Here is a 17243-nt window from a genome sequence, read left to right as displayed (position 1 = left end):
AAAGATGAGAACACAACACAAACTATCGTTGCATAGAGAGACACTTAAACATAGGAATAAAAAAAGAGCCAAGGTGACTGCGTCACCTGGCTCCTCGGTCCACCAACATCAAAAATTCATGAACCAATAAATATAAAAGATATGGCTAGTATAATTTACTTAATTAAATTGGTATTTAGTGATAAAATTAAAGTATTATCTATAAGAAGTTAAGAGGGAAAATATGAATTCAAATACATTATCAAAAAGACTCGATCGAGTCGCTCAATTCGTTGAAAAGCATGGAGACAATCCAATACGTTTAGCAGATATTGGAAGTGATCATGCTTATTTACCGTGTAATCTAGTATTAAACGATGCGATTGAATACGCCATCGCTGGAGAAGTTGTCCAAGGACCCTATCAGTCTGCTCAAAAAGAAGTGCGTCTACAAGGATTGAACGATTCCATTGATGTCCGTTTTGGAGACGGCTTTGATGTTGTTAATTTAAATGATTTAATTAACTTAGCGACGATATGCGGTATGGGGGGCATTTTGATTCGCAATATTCTTGAAGCAGGTGTGAATAAACTTGTATCAGGACATACATTAATTCTTCAACCAAATGTTGCTGAACCGCAACTCCGTTCGTGGTTAATCGAGAATCATTATCATATTATCGATGAGGATATTATCCAAGAACATAAACATAATTATGAAATAATTGTTGCTAGACATTTATCTGATGAAGAAAAGCAAGTATTAAATGACGAGGAATTATTATTTGGACCCATTAATTATCAAAAGCAGTCCAAAGAATTCTTTTCTAAATGGAAAAGTGAATTGGAAAGTACCGAGTATATTATTAATTCCATTAAACTTGCTACAAACGACAAGAATGATAAACTTGAAGAGTTGGAACAAAAATATCAACGCATTAAGGAAGTGTTAGAAAAATGAATAGGCAGTCGGTACGATTAAATGAATTAATGGATAACTTGAATAAATTATATCCAAGCGAATTGGCTGAAGAATGGGATCAAGTAGGACTTCATTTTGGATATAAAGATGCCAATGTTAGCAAAGTAATGACAACCTTAGATGTTAGACCTGAAGTCGTGGAAGAAGCTTTGGAACTTAGTGTGGATACGATTATTGTTCACCATCCGATACTTTTTAACCCAATCAAACGTTTCGATAATTCAACGGCTGATTTAAGAATGTATACTGACCTTATTAAAAATGACATCAATGTCTTTGTCTTACATACTAATTTAGATAAAGCATTGAATGGGATGAACGATTGGTTAGCTAATGCTTTAAAACTTAACGACATTAAAGAACTTGAGCCATCTGAAGACGGTTTAAGTGGCTTAGGGCGTGTGGGGAATTTGCCAGATACCTTTGTTCGTCAAGACTTAATTTCTTATATCAAAGATAAATTGAATGCGAACAATCTCACTTTAATAGAAAGAACACCAAAAGAGGCATATAATCGCGTCGCCATTGTTGGTGGGTCTTCCTTTGAATCACTATCAGCTGCTCTAGACGAGGAAGCGGATGTATTTATTACAGGTGACATTACTTTTCATAAAGGGCAAGACGCTTATGAATTTGATATACTTACCATTGATAGTGGTCATTACATTGAACACATATTCAAAGAGAAAATGGCTACAGTTATTAAAAACTTAGCTCAAGAGAATTTTTGGGATATTGAAGTCATTGAGAGCACTACAAACACAAATCCATTTATGTACGAATAGAAAGGTGATATTATGAGTATTTTTGAAAAAACAAAAGAGAGATTAATTAGATATGCCAAGATAGATACACGTTCAGATGTATTTAGTGAGACAATTCCTTCAACAGAGAAACAATTTGATTTATTAAATTTATTAGTTGAAGAATTAAAAGAGATTGGCTTAGATGAGGTAGAACTTAACCCAAATAATGCCTTTGTCACAGCAACATTACCAGCGAACACGTCAAAAGAGGTCCCTTCAATTGGTTTTATTGCTCACGTTGATACGGCAGATTTTAATTCTGTAAACGTACAACCAAAAGTGATTGAAAATTATGATGGACTCGCAATCACTTTAAACACCGATGAAGGTATCGTCATGGATCCGGTTGATTTTCCAAACTTAAATAATTACATTGGAGAAACACTAATTACAACAGATGGAACGACTTTACTTGGTGCGGATGATAAAGCAGGGATCGCTGAAATAATTACAGCTGTTGAATATCTAGTGAACCATCCAGAAATTGAACATGGTAAAGTGCGTGTTGCATTTGGACCAGATGAAGAGATTGGTCGTGGGGCTGATCACTTTGATGCTGAAGGTTTTGATGTTGATTTTGCCTATACAATGGATGGTGGTCCTGAAGGTGAATTAGAATATGAAAGTTTTAATGCTGCGGGCGCAACCGTTACAATTACTGGTAAAAACATCCACCCGGGTACTGCCAAAGGTAAGATGCTGAATGCAGTTACAGTTATGAAGGAATTTATGAATGAATTCCCAGAACTTGAAGTGCCAGAACACACAGAAGACCGAGAAGGGTTTTACCATATTTCTGACGTTGAGGGTTCTGTGGATAAAGCCGTTTTAAGAATGATTATTCGCGATCACGATCGTAAATTATTTGAAGATCGTAAAGCATTCGTTCAATCCGCTGTGAACAAAATTAATGATAACTATCCATCTAAACCCTTAGAACTTGAGATGGAAGATCAATATTACAATATGGGTGAAATTATTGAAAAAGATATGACACCCGTTGAATTAGCCCAAAATGCTATGGAAACATTAGATATCCAACCAAGAATCTATCCAATTCGTGGAGGAACTGATGGGTCTAAAATTAGTTTCATGGGAATACCTACACCTAATATCTTCGCCGGTGGAGAAAATATGCATGGTCGATTCGAGTTTGTTTCAGTAGAAACAATGGAAAAAGCCGCAAATGTCATTATTAAAATTGTTGAACTAAACGCAAAATAATCTTAAGGGGTAATTAGATAATGAAGACTTTGACCGAAGAATTCACAGTACAAGCTGATGTTACAGCAGCCTCTGTTGGATCAGGTGGCTTAGAAGTTTTATCATCACCGAGTATAATGGCCTGGATGGAAAATGTTTCTTATGAATTATGTCAAAATTACTCTGACAATGACGAAACAACGGTTGGAATTGAGTTTTCTATGAAACACTTAGCACCAACAGCCGTTGGAAAATTGGTTCGCATTACAGCTAAAATAATAGAACAAAATAAATCTATATTGACACTTTCACTTGAAGCTATGGTTGATGGGAAATTAATTGCCTCGGCTGATCATATAAGAGCGAAAGTAAACAAAGAAAGATTTTTAGAAAAATTATAATAATTATTGAAGAAACGGAAATTATACCAGGCATTTTGGTTATATTTCCGTCTTTTCTTAGATTAATTGAGATTAAAGCGACAGAATAGTTTATTGAAAGGAGTAAAGAATGGGATTACAAATTATAACCGGAGATCTTTCAGTAAATAAAAAACGTGTTATTATTGAAAAATTATTACATATTCTTGAAACGAATCCGAATGCAACGATTTATTATATTGTTCCTGACCATTTGAAATTTGATATGGAGACATTTGTCCTAAATACCATCGAAGAAGTTAAAGGACAGAAAGAAGCAGCGATGATGTCATTACAAGTGGTTAGTTTCACGCGACTCGCCTGGTTTATGATTCGCCCCCAAAGCCCTAACAAACAGTCAATATCTGATGTTGGTTTAACGATGATCATTAGACAATTGCTTAGTGAATTAAAAGATGACCTCATTGTATTAAGAGGTCAAATTAATCATCAAGGTTTTATTGATAAGCTATTATCATTATTTAATGAGCTTATCGAAGGTAATATTACGCCCGAAGATTTATCACGCATAACTACGGATACACATATTGATGTTTCAGATATGAGTGAAGGCATACCTAATTTAGAACAACAAAAAATTGTCGAGATTCAACTAATTTATACGAAATTTATTGAGAAAATTGATCTTTTAGATGTTTCACAATATAGCACTTTAGAACAATTAGAAGCCTATATTAAAAGTGAGGGGCAATTAGCGGACCATTACGCGGTTATTGATCATTATTATTATTTTAATGCACAGCAGATGAGCCTTTTAATGCAATTATCAGCCACTTTCAGTGATGTATGGCTCACATTACCTATTACACATTCACTAGCCAATAGCCAAACGTTTCAGCCGATATTGGATACAATTCGCTATACATACCATCAAGTAAAGGCGTTAGCACAATTCAATCAAATAAAAGTGTTACCGGATTGGGACATTAATCAGCCACTTCATACAATCGGAACTGATTTACTAACGACTGCGAAATTATTTAAAGATATTCAAGAAATAGGGACGAGTATAGAAGATGAGAAAACGAAGTATTTAAGTCCACCAATTGAAATTTGGCAGGCGGATACAATTCAAACGGAGTTACGTCATGTTAGTAACCAAATTCACCATTTAGTAGCTACTGAGGGTTACCGATATCAAGACATCGTTGTTATGACACGCGACTTTGATAGATATCAAGTGATAGCAAAACCGTATTTTGATGCGAATGATATACCTATTTTTGTAGATAATGTTGCGAAGATGAATCAGCATCCTTTTGTACTTTTACTAGAAAGCCTATTGAATTTAAAACTTTACAATTGGAAATACGATGACGTGATGGGTTTCTTGAAGTCTGGTTTAATTATTCCAGAGTTTTTAAAAGACACACCCCTAGAGCAACAAGAGCAAATGAAAGACCGTGAAGTGAATTACTTTGAGAACATTATTTTAGCTAATGGATATTTTGGTTACCGTTTAATTCAACCAAATTTCATATGGCGTTTCGAAGACGAAGCTAAATTTGTTCAGAATGGTGATCGGAAACCTCGTTATACGTTGAAAGAACTTTCTGAAAAATGGAGACAATGGCTAATTTCAGATGTCAGTCAAGTCTTTAAAGCTTGGGAGAGTCCAATGACAGGTCAAAAGGCTGGAGCTTGGCTCTATCAATTAATGCTTGATCTAGGCGTTCGTGATCAATTTGTTAAACAACGCGACATTTCCATTGATACGGGTGAAGTAGAATCTTCTCGTCGAGACGAGCAAGTGTGGCAAGTATTTGTTGATTTACTTGATGAGTTTAATGAGATTTATCAAGATCAAACTATTTCATATGCTTTATTTATCGAGTTATTAATTGCTGGTTTAAGTGAATCAAGTTACCATATAATCCCTGCAACACTCGATCAAGTGACGTTAACAAGTGTTGAAAGTCCACAGGTACAGCCATTTAAGGTTGCTTTCTATATTGGTATGGATGACAAAACCTTACCGCTTAATCGACCAACATATTCTTTATTAGATGAAGCATCAAGGGAGTTACTTCAAAAAGATTTACTTCCACATCAATACTTAATGAAGCTTAATGAACAACAATATAGTCAAGAATTATTATTAGCGTATCAATTATTACTGAATGCGTCCGAACGAATATACGTTAGTTATGCTACGAGTGTAAATAATCAAAGTATGCAATTAAGTCCATATATTTCTCAAATAGTGCAATACTTGAAACTTCCAACTTATATATTTACGCATGACCTAGTATCTGAATTGGAACATCTACACTCGAGTACTTTTGGTAAATATAGTATGGAACAAAATTTATTACTACAATTATCACATTATCTCACTCAAGATGAAGGCTTACTAAATGATCTGCATAAACAAGTATTTTTAGTAATGAATGACTATGATGGTGCAGAGAAAGAAACACGTCAATCCATCGAAGCTATAGTTGAAGTAGTGGCTAAATTCAATGAGTTACCTACGAATATCGATCCAGAAATTGCGATTCAATTATTTGGTAAAGATATCAATGCATCCGTTTCGAAAATTGAACAATATTTCCAAGATCCTTTTAGCCATTTCTTATTACATGGTTTAAAGATAAAAGAGAGAAAATTATTTGAACTAGATTATGCGCGGTCGGGAGATTATTTCCATGACTTTTTAGATTCATTTACACGACTGTTAATTGATAAGAAATTAGATTTAAGACAAGTTGATATGAGCAACTTAAATCAATTATTTAACCAAGTAAAAGGAAAGCTAGAACAAGATGAACGATTCAATATTATGTTTAGTCATGCGAAGTTTAATGCGATTAAAACGCAAATGGACGAACAATTATTCCGATTTATAAAATTTAGCCAGGCACAACAGAAACGAACGAAGATGACTTCAATTCAATCTGAGGCAGTCTTTGGAATCTCACCATCCCCAGATCAATTAAAAGGATTTATCTACCCATTAAATAGTGGAGGACAACTAAGTATTAGCGGGAAGATTGATCGGGTGGATATTGCTAAAACATCAAACGATACTTTCTTACAAATTGTTGATTATAAGTCAGGTAAGAAGGAATTTAATGTTGTCGATACGTATTATGGGCTTGATTTACAAGTATTAACTTATTTAAGTGTTGCTTTAAACAATTATCCGGATACAAAGGCTTTCGGCGCATTTTACCAACCCTTAATCCACTCCTACACTGCATTTAAAGAGGCTTCAATGCCGGATACTTTTGAAGCTATGGAAGAGTTACAACTATCTGAGAATACTTTCAATGGTTTTGTTAGTGTTGATGAGGAACAATTAACCTATATTGATTCAAGTATAGAAGTGACGAATAATAGTCTTGTATATCCTGTAAAGTTTAAAAGAGGTGGACTATACAATGCCTTTAGCCGTGTGTTTGCAGAAGAAGAGTTAGATATTCTCTTAAAATACGTTCACATGAAATTTAAACAAGCAGCGAATCAAATTCAAAATGGGGTGATTGAATTAAAACCCTTCAAAGAAAATCAATATACGACATCATTACAACCGGAATACCGGGTAATTAGTGGGTTTGATTCAACTGAGAATTATCAAGCATACCGGGAAAAGACAATCAATAAAAAGAATATCATACAAGAAATGTTATTAGAATTGGACGAAAGTGGGGAAGATGAAGAAGATGATGAATAATATAGAACCTAAACCGCTCAATTCGAATTTTAACGATGAACAATGGGAAGCAATCCAACATAAAGGGAGTAATATCCTTGTTTCTGCTTCCGCAGGTTCAGGAAAAACGACAGTTTTAATTGAACGGATTTTTAACCATATATTGCAAGGATTTGCCAATGTTGATGAGCTATTAGTTGTAACATTTACTGAAGCTGCAGCGAATGAAATGAAAGAAAGAATGGAGAGCAGATTAAAGGACGCAGTGAACGAAACATTGAACCCTGAGGAACAGAGACGATTGACACACCAATTATCGCTTTTACCTAAGGCAAATATTCAAACGCTGCATTCATTCTGTTTAGAAGTCATACAAAATTACTTTTATTTAATTGATTTTAATCCTAATTTTTTATTAGTAACAGATCAGACTCAAGTACAATTAATTTATCAAGATGTCTGGGATGACATGATTGCTTCAATTCATGATGCGTCTTCTGAAATTGAAGCTATTACGCCAGAAATTTATCAATCACTTCTAGCGCGATATGGGAGTGTGCGTTCTGATGAAGCATTATTCGATACGATCATTGATATTTATAAATTTGCCCGCTCACAAACGAATCCAACTTTATGGTTAGAAGAAGCAAATACCGCAAGTGCTAACTTTGTAGTATTTAAAGACAGTTTATTATATAAACAAACAATTAAATTCGTGCTTGAAACCAATAGTCTGCAAGCCATAAAATTACTTGAAACAGCGACAAGTTTACTCCATTCGCTCTCCGATGAAGGCGTTTCTAAGTATGAACCAATCATTCAAGCTGATTTACAACAAGCAAATCTTTTATTTGGTTTGTCGAGAGAAGATAAACTTGAGGATCTGTTCTCACAAGCGAGTTCAATTCAATTTGGCAAATGGAAAGCAAATAAGAAAACTTCCGAAGATTATGAAATAGTTGCTGAACTCAAAGAATTACGTGATGAAGCAAAAGATATCATCACTAAAAATATAGTGCCAATCTTTACTTATGAATACGAGTTAACTGAAAAAGTGGAACAAGACCAGGGACACATTATTTATTACTTATCTCAATTAGCTAAATTATTTATGGACCGATTAGCGGAACATAAAACATCTATAAACATGATTGACTACAATGATTTAGAGCATCTTGCTTTGGAAATTTTAGCTCCTTTGAACAAAGACAGTGAACAAAGACAAGTCAGTTCAGCTGCGCTTTTTTATCATAATAAATTTAAAGAAATAATGATTGATGAGTATCAAGATATTAATGACATTCAGAATGAAATTTTATACTTTTTATCACATGAGACTCGAGATGAATTAAACGATAATTTATTTATGGTAGGGGACGTAAAGCAATCGATTTATGGTTTTAGAATGGCAGAACCAAGTTTATTTTTAAATCGTTATTTAAACTATGCAAATTCTAGTGAAGATAAACTCATTATCTTAGATAAAAACTACCGTTCGAGAGACGAGATACTGCAATTTACAAACTTCGTATTTGAACGGGTAATGGATTCAGAATTTGGTGAGATGAATTATGGAAAAGCAGAATCACTAACTACTGGGAATAAATCTTTTGAACCAGAAGCGCCCCATGAAGATTTTAATATTCAACTACTTTTATATGAGAAAGAAAATCAAGAGAGTGAAGAAGTAGATGAGGTCGTCAGTGATGACATCGCTTTAGCGGGTACTTCATTAGAGGCTGAAAGCCATATTATCGCTCAAGATATTCGAAATAAAGTAGCGGAAGGTTACTTAATCTATGATAAGAAGTTGAAAAAACAACGGCCAGTGACTTTTTCGGATTTTGTTATTTTAACGCCAACTCGAAAACCTTTCTTAATTGCACAACGAATCTTAGAAAGTTATGATGTACCGATTTATGCTCAAAAAGTTGAAAATTATTTCCAAAGACAAGAAGTTCAATTAATGTTAGCGTTATTGAAGCTCATCGATAATCCTTTACAAGATATTCCATTAGTTGCGATACTTCGGTCCTATTTTGTTCAATTAGATGATGAAGCCTTAAGTAATATTCGGATTCTTTCACCCAATGGTTTATTCTATGAAGCAGTCCTCGCTTACTTAAATGACCCAGAAACCCAAGAGAGTGATAAAGATATCCATCAGAAATTGAGTAACTTCTTCAAGCAATTGACACATTGGAATGCCTTATCGAAGCGTATTTCCTTAGTGGATTTAATATGGACGATTTACCAAGAAACTTCATTCTTAGATTATGTAGCAGGTCTAAATAATGGTGTCCAACGTGAGGCAAATTTACATGCTTTGTACGAGAAAGCATTGGAATTCGAGCAAAGCCAATACAAAGGTGTCTTTGGCTTTATTCGCTACATAGAGAAAGTGATGCAACAACAAAATGACTTAGCAGAGCCAGTTTTACTCGATGGACAACAAAATTTTGTGAGATTGATGACAGTACATGCTAGTAAAGGTTTAGAGTTTCCAATTGTATATCTAATGGATACAGCTAAGAAATTCAATTTACAAGACGCAAGATCAAAATCTTATATTGCTTCAAAACACTTTGGGATTAGTTCGGATTACTATGATTTTGAAAACCGCATTAAATTTGCCTCATTTACAAAACAAGCATTTAAGATTGAAAAGGAAAATATGTTAAAAGCGGAAGAAATGCGTAAATTATACGTAGCTTTAACGAGATGTGAGCAAAAGCTCATGATTGTTGGAACGATTAAAAACGAAGAAGAGTGGCATACTAAACAAGAAGCGACGCAAGATAAAAGTAATCATGAAACCTTAATGGTTCCTTTACAAGAGCGACAAAGTGCATCAAGTTGGTTAGATTGGATTAGACAAGCTATCGCTAAAGGCAATTCTAATTCTGATTTAGCTGAATTTAATTTATCACAAATCAATATTGAGTTTATCGATTTACAAAGCATTGCAGATTTACAAATTCAGTATCAAATACCAGTAAATTACTCTAAGAAACCCAATTTAGCTAAGCAAATTGATCGTTTGAACGTCAATGATTTAAGTGATCAAAGTGTTTATAATCATATGAAGCAATTATTCAATTATAATTACACATATGAGCTAGCGACGAATACCTCAAGTTATCAGTCTGTATCTGAATTGAAACGCTTATACGAAGAACCACGAATTGAAAAAATTGCTTATTTCTCAGACCGTAGTGGTAACTCGACTGAAAGCCAAGAAATCGAAGAACAAGAAAACTCTTCGAAGATTCAAGGAATTCGATATACTGAAGATACGTTTGAACCACCTAAATTCATCGATAACTTAGAGACAAAACCAAATTATGCCGAAATAGGGAGCGCAACACACTTCTTATTACAACAGTTAGAGTTTTCGATTTTGGCAGAGAAAAATCAAACACAATTGAAAGAAATTTTAATTGAAACTAGCCAATCTCTCGTTGAAACGAAACACATAAGTAAAGAATTGGCCGAATTAATCAATTATGACAGTGTCATCACATTTATTCAAAGTGAATTAGGTCAGTTAACGATTGAACATGCTGATCGGGTTAAGAAGGAACAAGCTTTTTCATACTTAACTCCAGCATTGAAACTGTTTGAGAATAATATTGCAGCTGAGAATATGAAAGAATTATCAGAAGATCAGTTGTTAATTCATGGAGTTATCGATAATTTCATTGAATTTGACGAAGATATTGTTATTTATGATTATAAAACGGATCGATATAAACCATACGCAAATATGACAAAAGAAAAACAAATTGAACAAATTGTAAACAAATATCGATTTCAAATTAGTTTGTATTCAAAAGCACTGACAATTACTTACAACAAACCAATTAGGCAAGCATATATAGTCCTATTAGATTTTGGTGTATCCATTCCTATTGATACAATGTACCAACTTTAAGAATATAAAAAGAGCTCGACTAGCAAAACTAGTTGAGCTCTTTTATCTTTATTCAGTTACTTGTGCCGTCGCTACATCAGGGGCATAATCAACACCGGTTGTATATTCACCCGCTGCATTCCAAAGTAAGTACTCATGAATGCCATTTTCAGCTAAGGCATTAATTTGTCCTTGAACTTCAGTTGGACCATATTCCATGAACATTGTGAAGTCTTGTAGCCAAGGTCTTGAAACAACATCATTTTGAACGGGACCTAACACATATAATTCTTCTTGAATGTAAGTATTTGTAAATTCATATGGATAATAGTCTGGAACATCAAAACCAAAAAATCCTGAAGTCCAGTGAGACGGGTAAATCATAGAAGATACCACATCTACTCGTTCAGCCATTTGAGTAAAGTTTTGACCAATACCACGAACGTCTGGAGCATCTCCAGCAACCGCTGTGTATCCGAAGATATCAGCACTAATTTCAACACCATAAGGCGTAAGTCGGTTATCGGCATAAGTTAAAAAGTCATTAATTGCGGCGACACGCTCGTAGCCTTGTTCATCGGGATTATCTGATTCGAATACCGAATATTCTCCCACTTCATATTCTAATTGAGTATGGAAAGTTTCAAAACCTTCAGGGAACCGAATATAGTCAAATTGAATATCTTTGAAGCCCATTTTAGCAGCTTCTTCAGCAATCGTAAGGACATAATCCCAAGCATCTTGACTGAACGGGTTAATGAACTTAGAACCATTCCCATCTGACCAAATTTCACCTGTGGCAGAATCTTTAAATGATAAGTCTGGACGCGCCTCGGCTAATAGATTATCTTTAAAAGTTGTGATACGAGCAATTGGATAAATTTCATTCTCTTCTAGGACACGTAAGACTTCAGCGTAGTCTACAGATCCTATTACGTTTTGTTGAACATACTCATTGTCAGTTTCAATAGGTGGAATGACGTTACCCCAATCATCTTTGAAGTCAATCACTACAGCATTTAATTCTGTTTCATTGATGTAATCGATAATGTAGTTAAAGTATTCTTCATTGGCAACATTCTCAGCCGTTAAGTAAACTCCCTTAACTCCGTCTTCAGGATAAGGAATAGAAATTCCACTATCATAGAAAAGGGCAGAAGGTAATTGTTCGGGTTGAGATAACAATGGCTCATCAGGTATAACTAAACCTTCATAGCGGTTCGTATCATTTGTAGCCACTCGGTTATTGAATTCAGTGATTGTCTCACTGTCATACTTTGGAGTTACTTCTGGCAGTGTAAAATACTGCGGTTCTTCTTGTTCAGCATTATTTGACTGCTGACAACTGGCCAAGACGAATACTGAAAGCAATAGCAAGGCAAATACTTTAGTATAAGAGTTGACTTTTTTGTTTTTTAAGTTGGACATATTAAAAACTCCTCTTGTCTTTATTACAAATTTCTAATTCGATTCTTGTAAATTAGCTAAATATACTTTAAAATTAATTAATTGCGCATTGATAGGTTCAAAGTACCCTAAGATACGCTCTAAATTAATTTGATTGGTTGTATGTAACTTTGACACACTATCAAATACAGCAAAGAAAGATGAGTAATCTGTTTCTGGATTTGCAATCGATTTGTATACGATTGATTCCGTTTCAATGGTATCTCGATAATCAGATATGTAAGTAACGATTTCTTGAGACAATTCCTGTAACTGAGTAATTTGATTTGTCACTTGTTCAGTTGGAAGCGGACTATTATCAGCTTGATTAGAAAATTCCTCAATCATTGTATCCAATTCACCACGAACTTCTTCTAATTTAGTCAAGTGTTCTTTACGGCGTCGAATATTTTGTTGGATGGGTGAATCATCACTAGCAAAATAAGTAAGATCATCTCCAGCGTTAGCAATGGTACTTTCAAATTCTGCTTGTAGGTTTCCTTCAGCAAGTTGTATTTCTGTTAACTCATTAACAATACTTGTAACGTTCTCCTGAACGAGACTGACTGTTTTATCAGCTCTTTCTACTGAGTTATCACAACCAGCAATAAATAGTGTTGTTATTAAGAGTATTACAATTTTATTCAAATGTTTCATAGACACTCCTTAAAAATGATTTAAATTGTTTAAAAAATAATAAATTTAATTTTTACTTAGATTAGTATATAATAACACTATTAGCAATTCAAATATTATTAAATATTTAGAACCTAAAGGCAAGGAGTATCTATGTTTTTATCTTTTTTCGTTGCAATATTATTAATTGTTTTTGACCAAATTGTCAAGTTTTTGACGGTAACAAACTTACAAGTAGGGGAATCAGCTGAAGGAATTGCCAATGTTCTCGATTTTTTCTATTTACGTAATGATGGTGCTGGCTGGGGCTTGTTCTCGGGTCGAGTGAATTTCTTTTTAATTATTACCGTGTTGGCTGCTGCTTATATTATTTATTTGATCTTCAAGAATCGTGACCATCATTTTATAACTCGTTTAAGTTACGGTTTAATTCTTGGTGGAGCTGTTGGTAATTTTATCGATCGAATTCGTTTAGGTTACGTAATCGATATGGTTAGACTCAAGTTTATAGATTTTCCGATTTTCAATGTAGCGGATGCTGCACTGACAATCGGAGTCGTATTGCTTATTATCGTAATATTATTTTTTGAAAATACAGAGGATGTTTTATAATGACAAAAATTAAAGAAACAAAAAAATTTGAATTAGAAGGCGAAGTAGGTCGTTTAGATAAAGTATTAGTAGACTTATTATCTGAAGAAACTTACAGCCGTTCTACCATTCAAAAATTATTAAAAAATCAGCACATTACTGTTGATGGCGTGCATCAAAAAGCAAATTACAAATTAAATGGGAGTGAAGTAATTAACGTTGAAATTCCTGAAGAAGAACAAATGGCTATCTTACCAGAAGATATTCCATTAGATATTATTTATGAAGATGAAGATGTTTTAGTTATTAATAAACCCATTGATATGGTTGTTCATCCATCAAAAGGGCATCAAAGTGGAACTTTAGTGAATGCTCTAGTGCATTACTTAGATGATAATTTATCTAATAATGAAGATACTATCCGTCCAGGGATAGTTCATAGAATTGATAAAGATACATCAGGTTTAATCGTTATAGCCAAAAACAATCTTGCCCATCAAAAACTTAGTGAACAATTAGAAGATCACTCGATGGGACGGACATATGTTGCTTTGGTCAATGAAGTGATTGAAACACCTACAGGTATCATAGAAGCGCCGATTAATCGTGACCCAAGTAATCGAATTAAATTTACGACGAATCATGCAGGTAGATACGCACTGACTCATTTTGAAGTATTAGAAACTTTTGCGCATAATACACTCGTTAAAGTTGAGTTAAAAACGGGACGGACGCATCAAATTCGTGTGCATTTAGAATTCATCGGCCACCCAATTGTAGGTGATCCTTTATATCGCCAAGGCGTGGGCCAAATGAAAGGACAACTCGCTCGTCTTGATGATGGTCAGTTTTTACATGCTCAATCGCTTCATTTTATACATCCAACAACTGGGGAAGAAATGAATTTCGAAACAGACTTACCAGAACGCTTTGAAGAAGTTTTAAGAACTTTACGTTAAATTAGGCATTGTATTTATATTTTATCTCAAAATATGATAAAATTAGTTATATTGCCATAACAAGGGGGTATTAATGTGTCAATCAATGATAAAATTCTCGATAAAATACGTAATTTGTTATCACTTGCTGAAGACGGTGGTAATGACGAGGAGAGTCAAACAGCCTTATTAATGGCCCAAAAATTAATGCTTAAATATAAAATTTCTCAAGATGAGTTAAATGAAGGTGGAAAGCAAGAGATTATTATCAAATCCCTTTCTGTATATAAGCGATTATATTGGTGGGAGAAAGTGTTAGTTAAGATCATTTCTGAAAACTTCAGAGTGATGTTTTATGTGCAGAGTAACCGACTGCCTCATCAAAAGAGCGTGCAAAGAAAGGTTGTTCTAATGGGTTATCCAGAAGATATTGAATTGGCTTACGAAGTATTTTACTTAGCTGCAGAATCAATGAAGCATTATGCAGGAATTCATATTAAAGATAATAATGAGGATTCTACACTTGCTCAAGCTCAAATTCGAAAAGCCTACTATCAAGGGTTTATGGATGGTTTAGACCATAAATTTGCCAAGCAAAGAGAAGAGATGGCAGATGATAATGAGAAGTTTGCTTTAATTATCAAAACTCCTCAAGATGTTGTAGATAAGTTTAATCAAGAAATTAATGGTTCTTTAGCCTTTAAACAACCTGATTTAAGTCGAAATAGCCATGCCTATCATGATGGTTATGACAGAGGACAAAATGTGTCATTAACGAACAAATACTTAGACCAATAATTTATTATCACTACTTTCAAGAGAATGTATAGATGAGTTATTTAAAGCACTGCAATTTTTGTAGTGTTTTTTGTATTTCTATAAAATTTTATACCTATAAATATATATGTAGTAATAATAAAGGGTAACGTTTTCAAATATCGATGAATATTGTTATAATCACATTAACAATAATATATTATGAGGTGAACAAATGACATACTCAAGTATTAAAGAACAAACTCAAATTTATGATGATTTAACAGAATTATACCAACAAATAAAAGCTGAATCTGAAACTGAATTTAAAGCCATTGATAAATATATCGAACGAAACGAATTTCGTGAAAGTGCTAGGAATTTGTTTGCTTATCTTGCTTTAAGAAGACGAGATATCCGATCATTACAAGCAGATTTATCTTCATGGGGTCTATCAAGTTTAGGTAGATTAGAGTCTAGAACGTTATTTACTTTAGAGTCTGTTATTAGACGTTTAGGAAATACAATTGGCAAAGATATGGAGATTGAAGAACCTGAATCAAAACAATCAACAGCTGGAAGAAACAGACTTGCTCAGAATACACAATTGTTTTTTGGAGATGCGCCAAGAGAAAGAAATACACGCATTATGGTGACAATGCCTACAGAAGCATCTGAAGACAAGGTGCTTTTGAAAGAATTAATTGAGAGTGGGATGAATGTTGCTAGAATTAATGCAGCGCATGACAATGAAGATACTTGGAGTGCCATGATAGACAATATTCATGAAGTAGCCGAAGAATTAGATAAAAAAGTAAAAATATTAATCGACATTGCCGGTCCTAAAATTAGAACAGATTGGGTCTTTACAAAATTTAAGAAACCCAAAGTAAAAGCAGGTGATTTAGTTCGTATGACTAAAGATTATGTAAATTTACCAGCTCTTGATGACGATATTAAAGTGACTATCGGTTGCAGTATACCTCAAATTTTTGAGCAATTATCAATTGATGATCTGATTTTGATTGATGATGGGTCCATTGAGCTTGAAGTGAAAAAGATTGGGGAGTCAGAAGCTTTACTACTAGTAAAGAGAGTCAGAGGTGGCTCTGTTAGAATAAAGGCTGAGAAAGGCCTTAATTTCCCTAAAACAGAGTTTGATATCGATGTCCTAACTGATGAAGACCGAAAAGCGATTCACTTTGCCGTTGAACATGCGGATATGATTGGTTGTTCATTCATTCGAACTACGGATGATATTGAAGAAATTCAAGCAGAAATTGAAAAAACGAATCGACCATTGAATGATATCCCATTAACTTTAAAAATTGAAACAGTTCAAGCAATGAATAATTTACCAGAAGTGATTCTAAAAGCTGGAAGTCGAAATCCAGTATCTGTCATGATTGCCCGCGGAGATTTAGCGGTAGAAAGTGGTTATGTGAGACTTGCTGAATTACAACAAGAAATCTTATGGATTTGTGAGGCAAGTGACACCCCTGTGATTTGGGGGACAGAAGTACTCGCTTCAATGTTAGATGAAGGAATCCCTTCAAGAGCAGAAATGACAGATGCCGCTGAAGGAAGTCGTTCTGAGTGTGTTATGTTAAATAAAGGTTCTTATATGTCAGATACAGTTCAGATGCTCAATGACATCTTAATTAAAATGGAAGAACACCAATATAAGAAAACACCTACACTAAGATCATTAAATGTCGCAAAGATTAAATTACCATAATAGATTTACTAAATATTAACGGAAATTTATAATACCTGAATAATTCATACCTCTATAATTTAAGCTGGTTTCTTGAATAAATTAATCGTTCTTGGAAAAATTGGGAATTTTTCTACAAAATAGTGCGTTCTCGAAGTAGATTTTAACTAAATGAACCTTC

General features: G+C 34.0%; 12 protein-coding genes. 10 read left to right on the top strand and 2 right to left on the bottom strand.

Annotated elements, in window-relative coordinates; translation table 11 throughout:
* Nucleotides 1-223: 223 nt before the first annotated feature.
* From ACEN33_RS09420 to addA, 6 genes are all read left to right on the top strand, one after another.
* Entirely contained in the window at nucleotides 224-940 is a 717-nt protein-coding gene (locus ACEN33_RS09420) for a tRNA (adenine(22)-N(1))-methyltransferase (protein ID WP_407090664.1), read from the top strand.
* Nucleotides 937-1746 carry a Nif3-like dinuclear metal center hexameric protein gene (locus ACEN33_RS09415; protein ID WP_407094129.1) on the top strand — a complete coding sequence of 270 codons (810 nt, stop codon included), beginning with the start codon at nucleotides 937-939 and terminating at the stop codon, nucleotides 1744-1746. Before ACEN33_RS09420 ends, ACEN33_RS09415 begins: the two co-directional genes overlap by 4 nt.
* Nucleotides 1747-1758: 12 nt before the next feature.
* Entirely contained in the window at nucleotides 1759-2991 is a 1233-nt protein-coding gene (gene pepT, locus ACEN33_RS09410) for a peptidase T (protein WP_407094937.1), read from the top strand.
* 20 nt (nucleotides 2992-3011) lie between these two features.
* On the top strand, nucleotides 3012-3371 hold the full coding sequence (locus ACEN33_RS09405) for a thioesterase family protein (RefSeq protein ID WP_407094936.1): 360 nt from the start codon (nucleotides 3012-3014) through the stop codon (nucleotides 3369-3371).
* Nucleotides 3372-3480: 109 nt separating this feature from the next.
* Nucleotides 3481-7086 (top strand): PD-(D/E)XK nuclease family protein, encoded by a 3606-nt coding sequence (locus tag ACEN33_RS09400; protein WP_407094935.1) that lies wholly within the window; start codon nucleotides 3481-3483, stop codon nucleotides 7084-7086.
* The gene (addA, locus tag ACEN33_RS09395) at nucleotides 7076-10999 is read left to right on the top strand and encodes a helicase-exonuclease AddAB subunit AddA (protein WP_407094934.1); all 3924 of its coding nucleotides are present in this window, start codon (nucleotides 7076-7078) and stop codon (nucleotides 10997-10999) included. The genes ACEN33_RS09400 and addA overlap by 11 nt, the downstream gene beginning before the upstream one ends.
* 48 nt (nucleotides 11000-11047) lie before the next feature.
* Here the strand turns inward: addA and ACEN33_RS09390 are convergent, their stop codons facing one another.
* Complete coding sequence (locus ACEN33_RS09390; protein ID WP_407094933.1) at nucleotides 11048-12406, bottom strand: putative glycoside hydrolase; 1359 nt, start codon at nucleotides 12404-12406, stop codon at nucleotides 11048-11050.
* A gap of 33 nt (nucleotides 12407-12439) precedes the next feature.
* Nucleotides 12440-13072 (bottom strand): YkyA family protein, encoded by a 633-nt coding sequence (locus ACEN33_RS09385; protein WP_407090658.1) that lies wholly within the window; start codon nucleotides 13070-13072, stop codon nucleotides 12440-12442.
* A 141-nt stretch (nucleotides 13073-13213) separates the two neighbouring features.
* On the opposite strand from ACEN33_RS09385, the gene lspA reads away from it, so the two are divergent.
* The 4 genes from lspA (at nucleotide 13214) to ACEN33_RS09365 (ending at nucleotide 17083) form a co-directional block, all read left to right on the top strand.
* The gene (lspA, locus tag ACEN33_RS09380) at nucleotides 13214-13672 is read left to right on the top strand and encodes a signal peptidase II (RefSeq protein ID WP_407090657.1); all 459 of its coding nucleotides are present in this window, start codon (nucleotides 13214-13216) and stop codon (nucleotides 13670-13672) included.
* On the top strand, nucleotides 13672-14610 hold the full coding sequence (locus tag ACEN33_RS09375) for an RluA family pseudouridine synthase (protein ID WP_407090656.1): 939 nt from the start codon (nucleotides 13672-13674) through the stop codon (nucleotides 14608-14610). Before lspA ends, ACEN33_RS09375 begins: the two co-directional genes overlap by 1 nt.
* A 75-nt stretch (nucleotides 14611-14685) precedes the next feature.
* Entirely contained in the window at nucleotides 14686-15387 is a 702-nt protein-coding gene (locus ACEN33_RS09370) for a DUF2786 domain-containing protein (RefSeq protein ID WP_407094132.1), read from the top strand.
* A gap of 193 nt (nucleotides 15388-15580) precedes the next feature.
* On the top strand, nucleotides 15581-17083 hold the full coding sequence (locus ACEN33_RS09365; RefSeq protein ID WP_407094133.1) for a pyruvate kinase: 1503 nt from the start codon (nucleotides 15581-15583) through the stop codon (nucleotides 17081-17083).
* Nucleotides 17084-17243 lie beyond the last annotated feature (160 nt).

Origin of the sequence: Ruoffia sp. FAM 24228 (genome assembly GCF_045528575.1) — a bacterium.
GTDB lineage: Bacteria > Bacillota > Bacilli > Lactobacillales > Aerococcaceae > Ruoffia > Ruoffia halotolerans.
The sequence above is the reverse complement of the archived record's forward strand: the minus strand, read 5'-3'. Positions and strand labels throughout refer to the sequence as shown.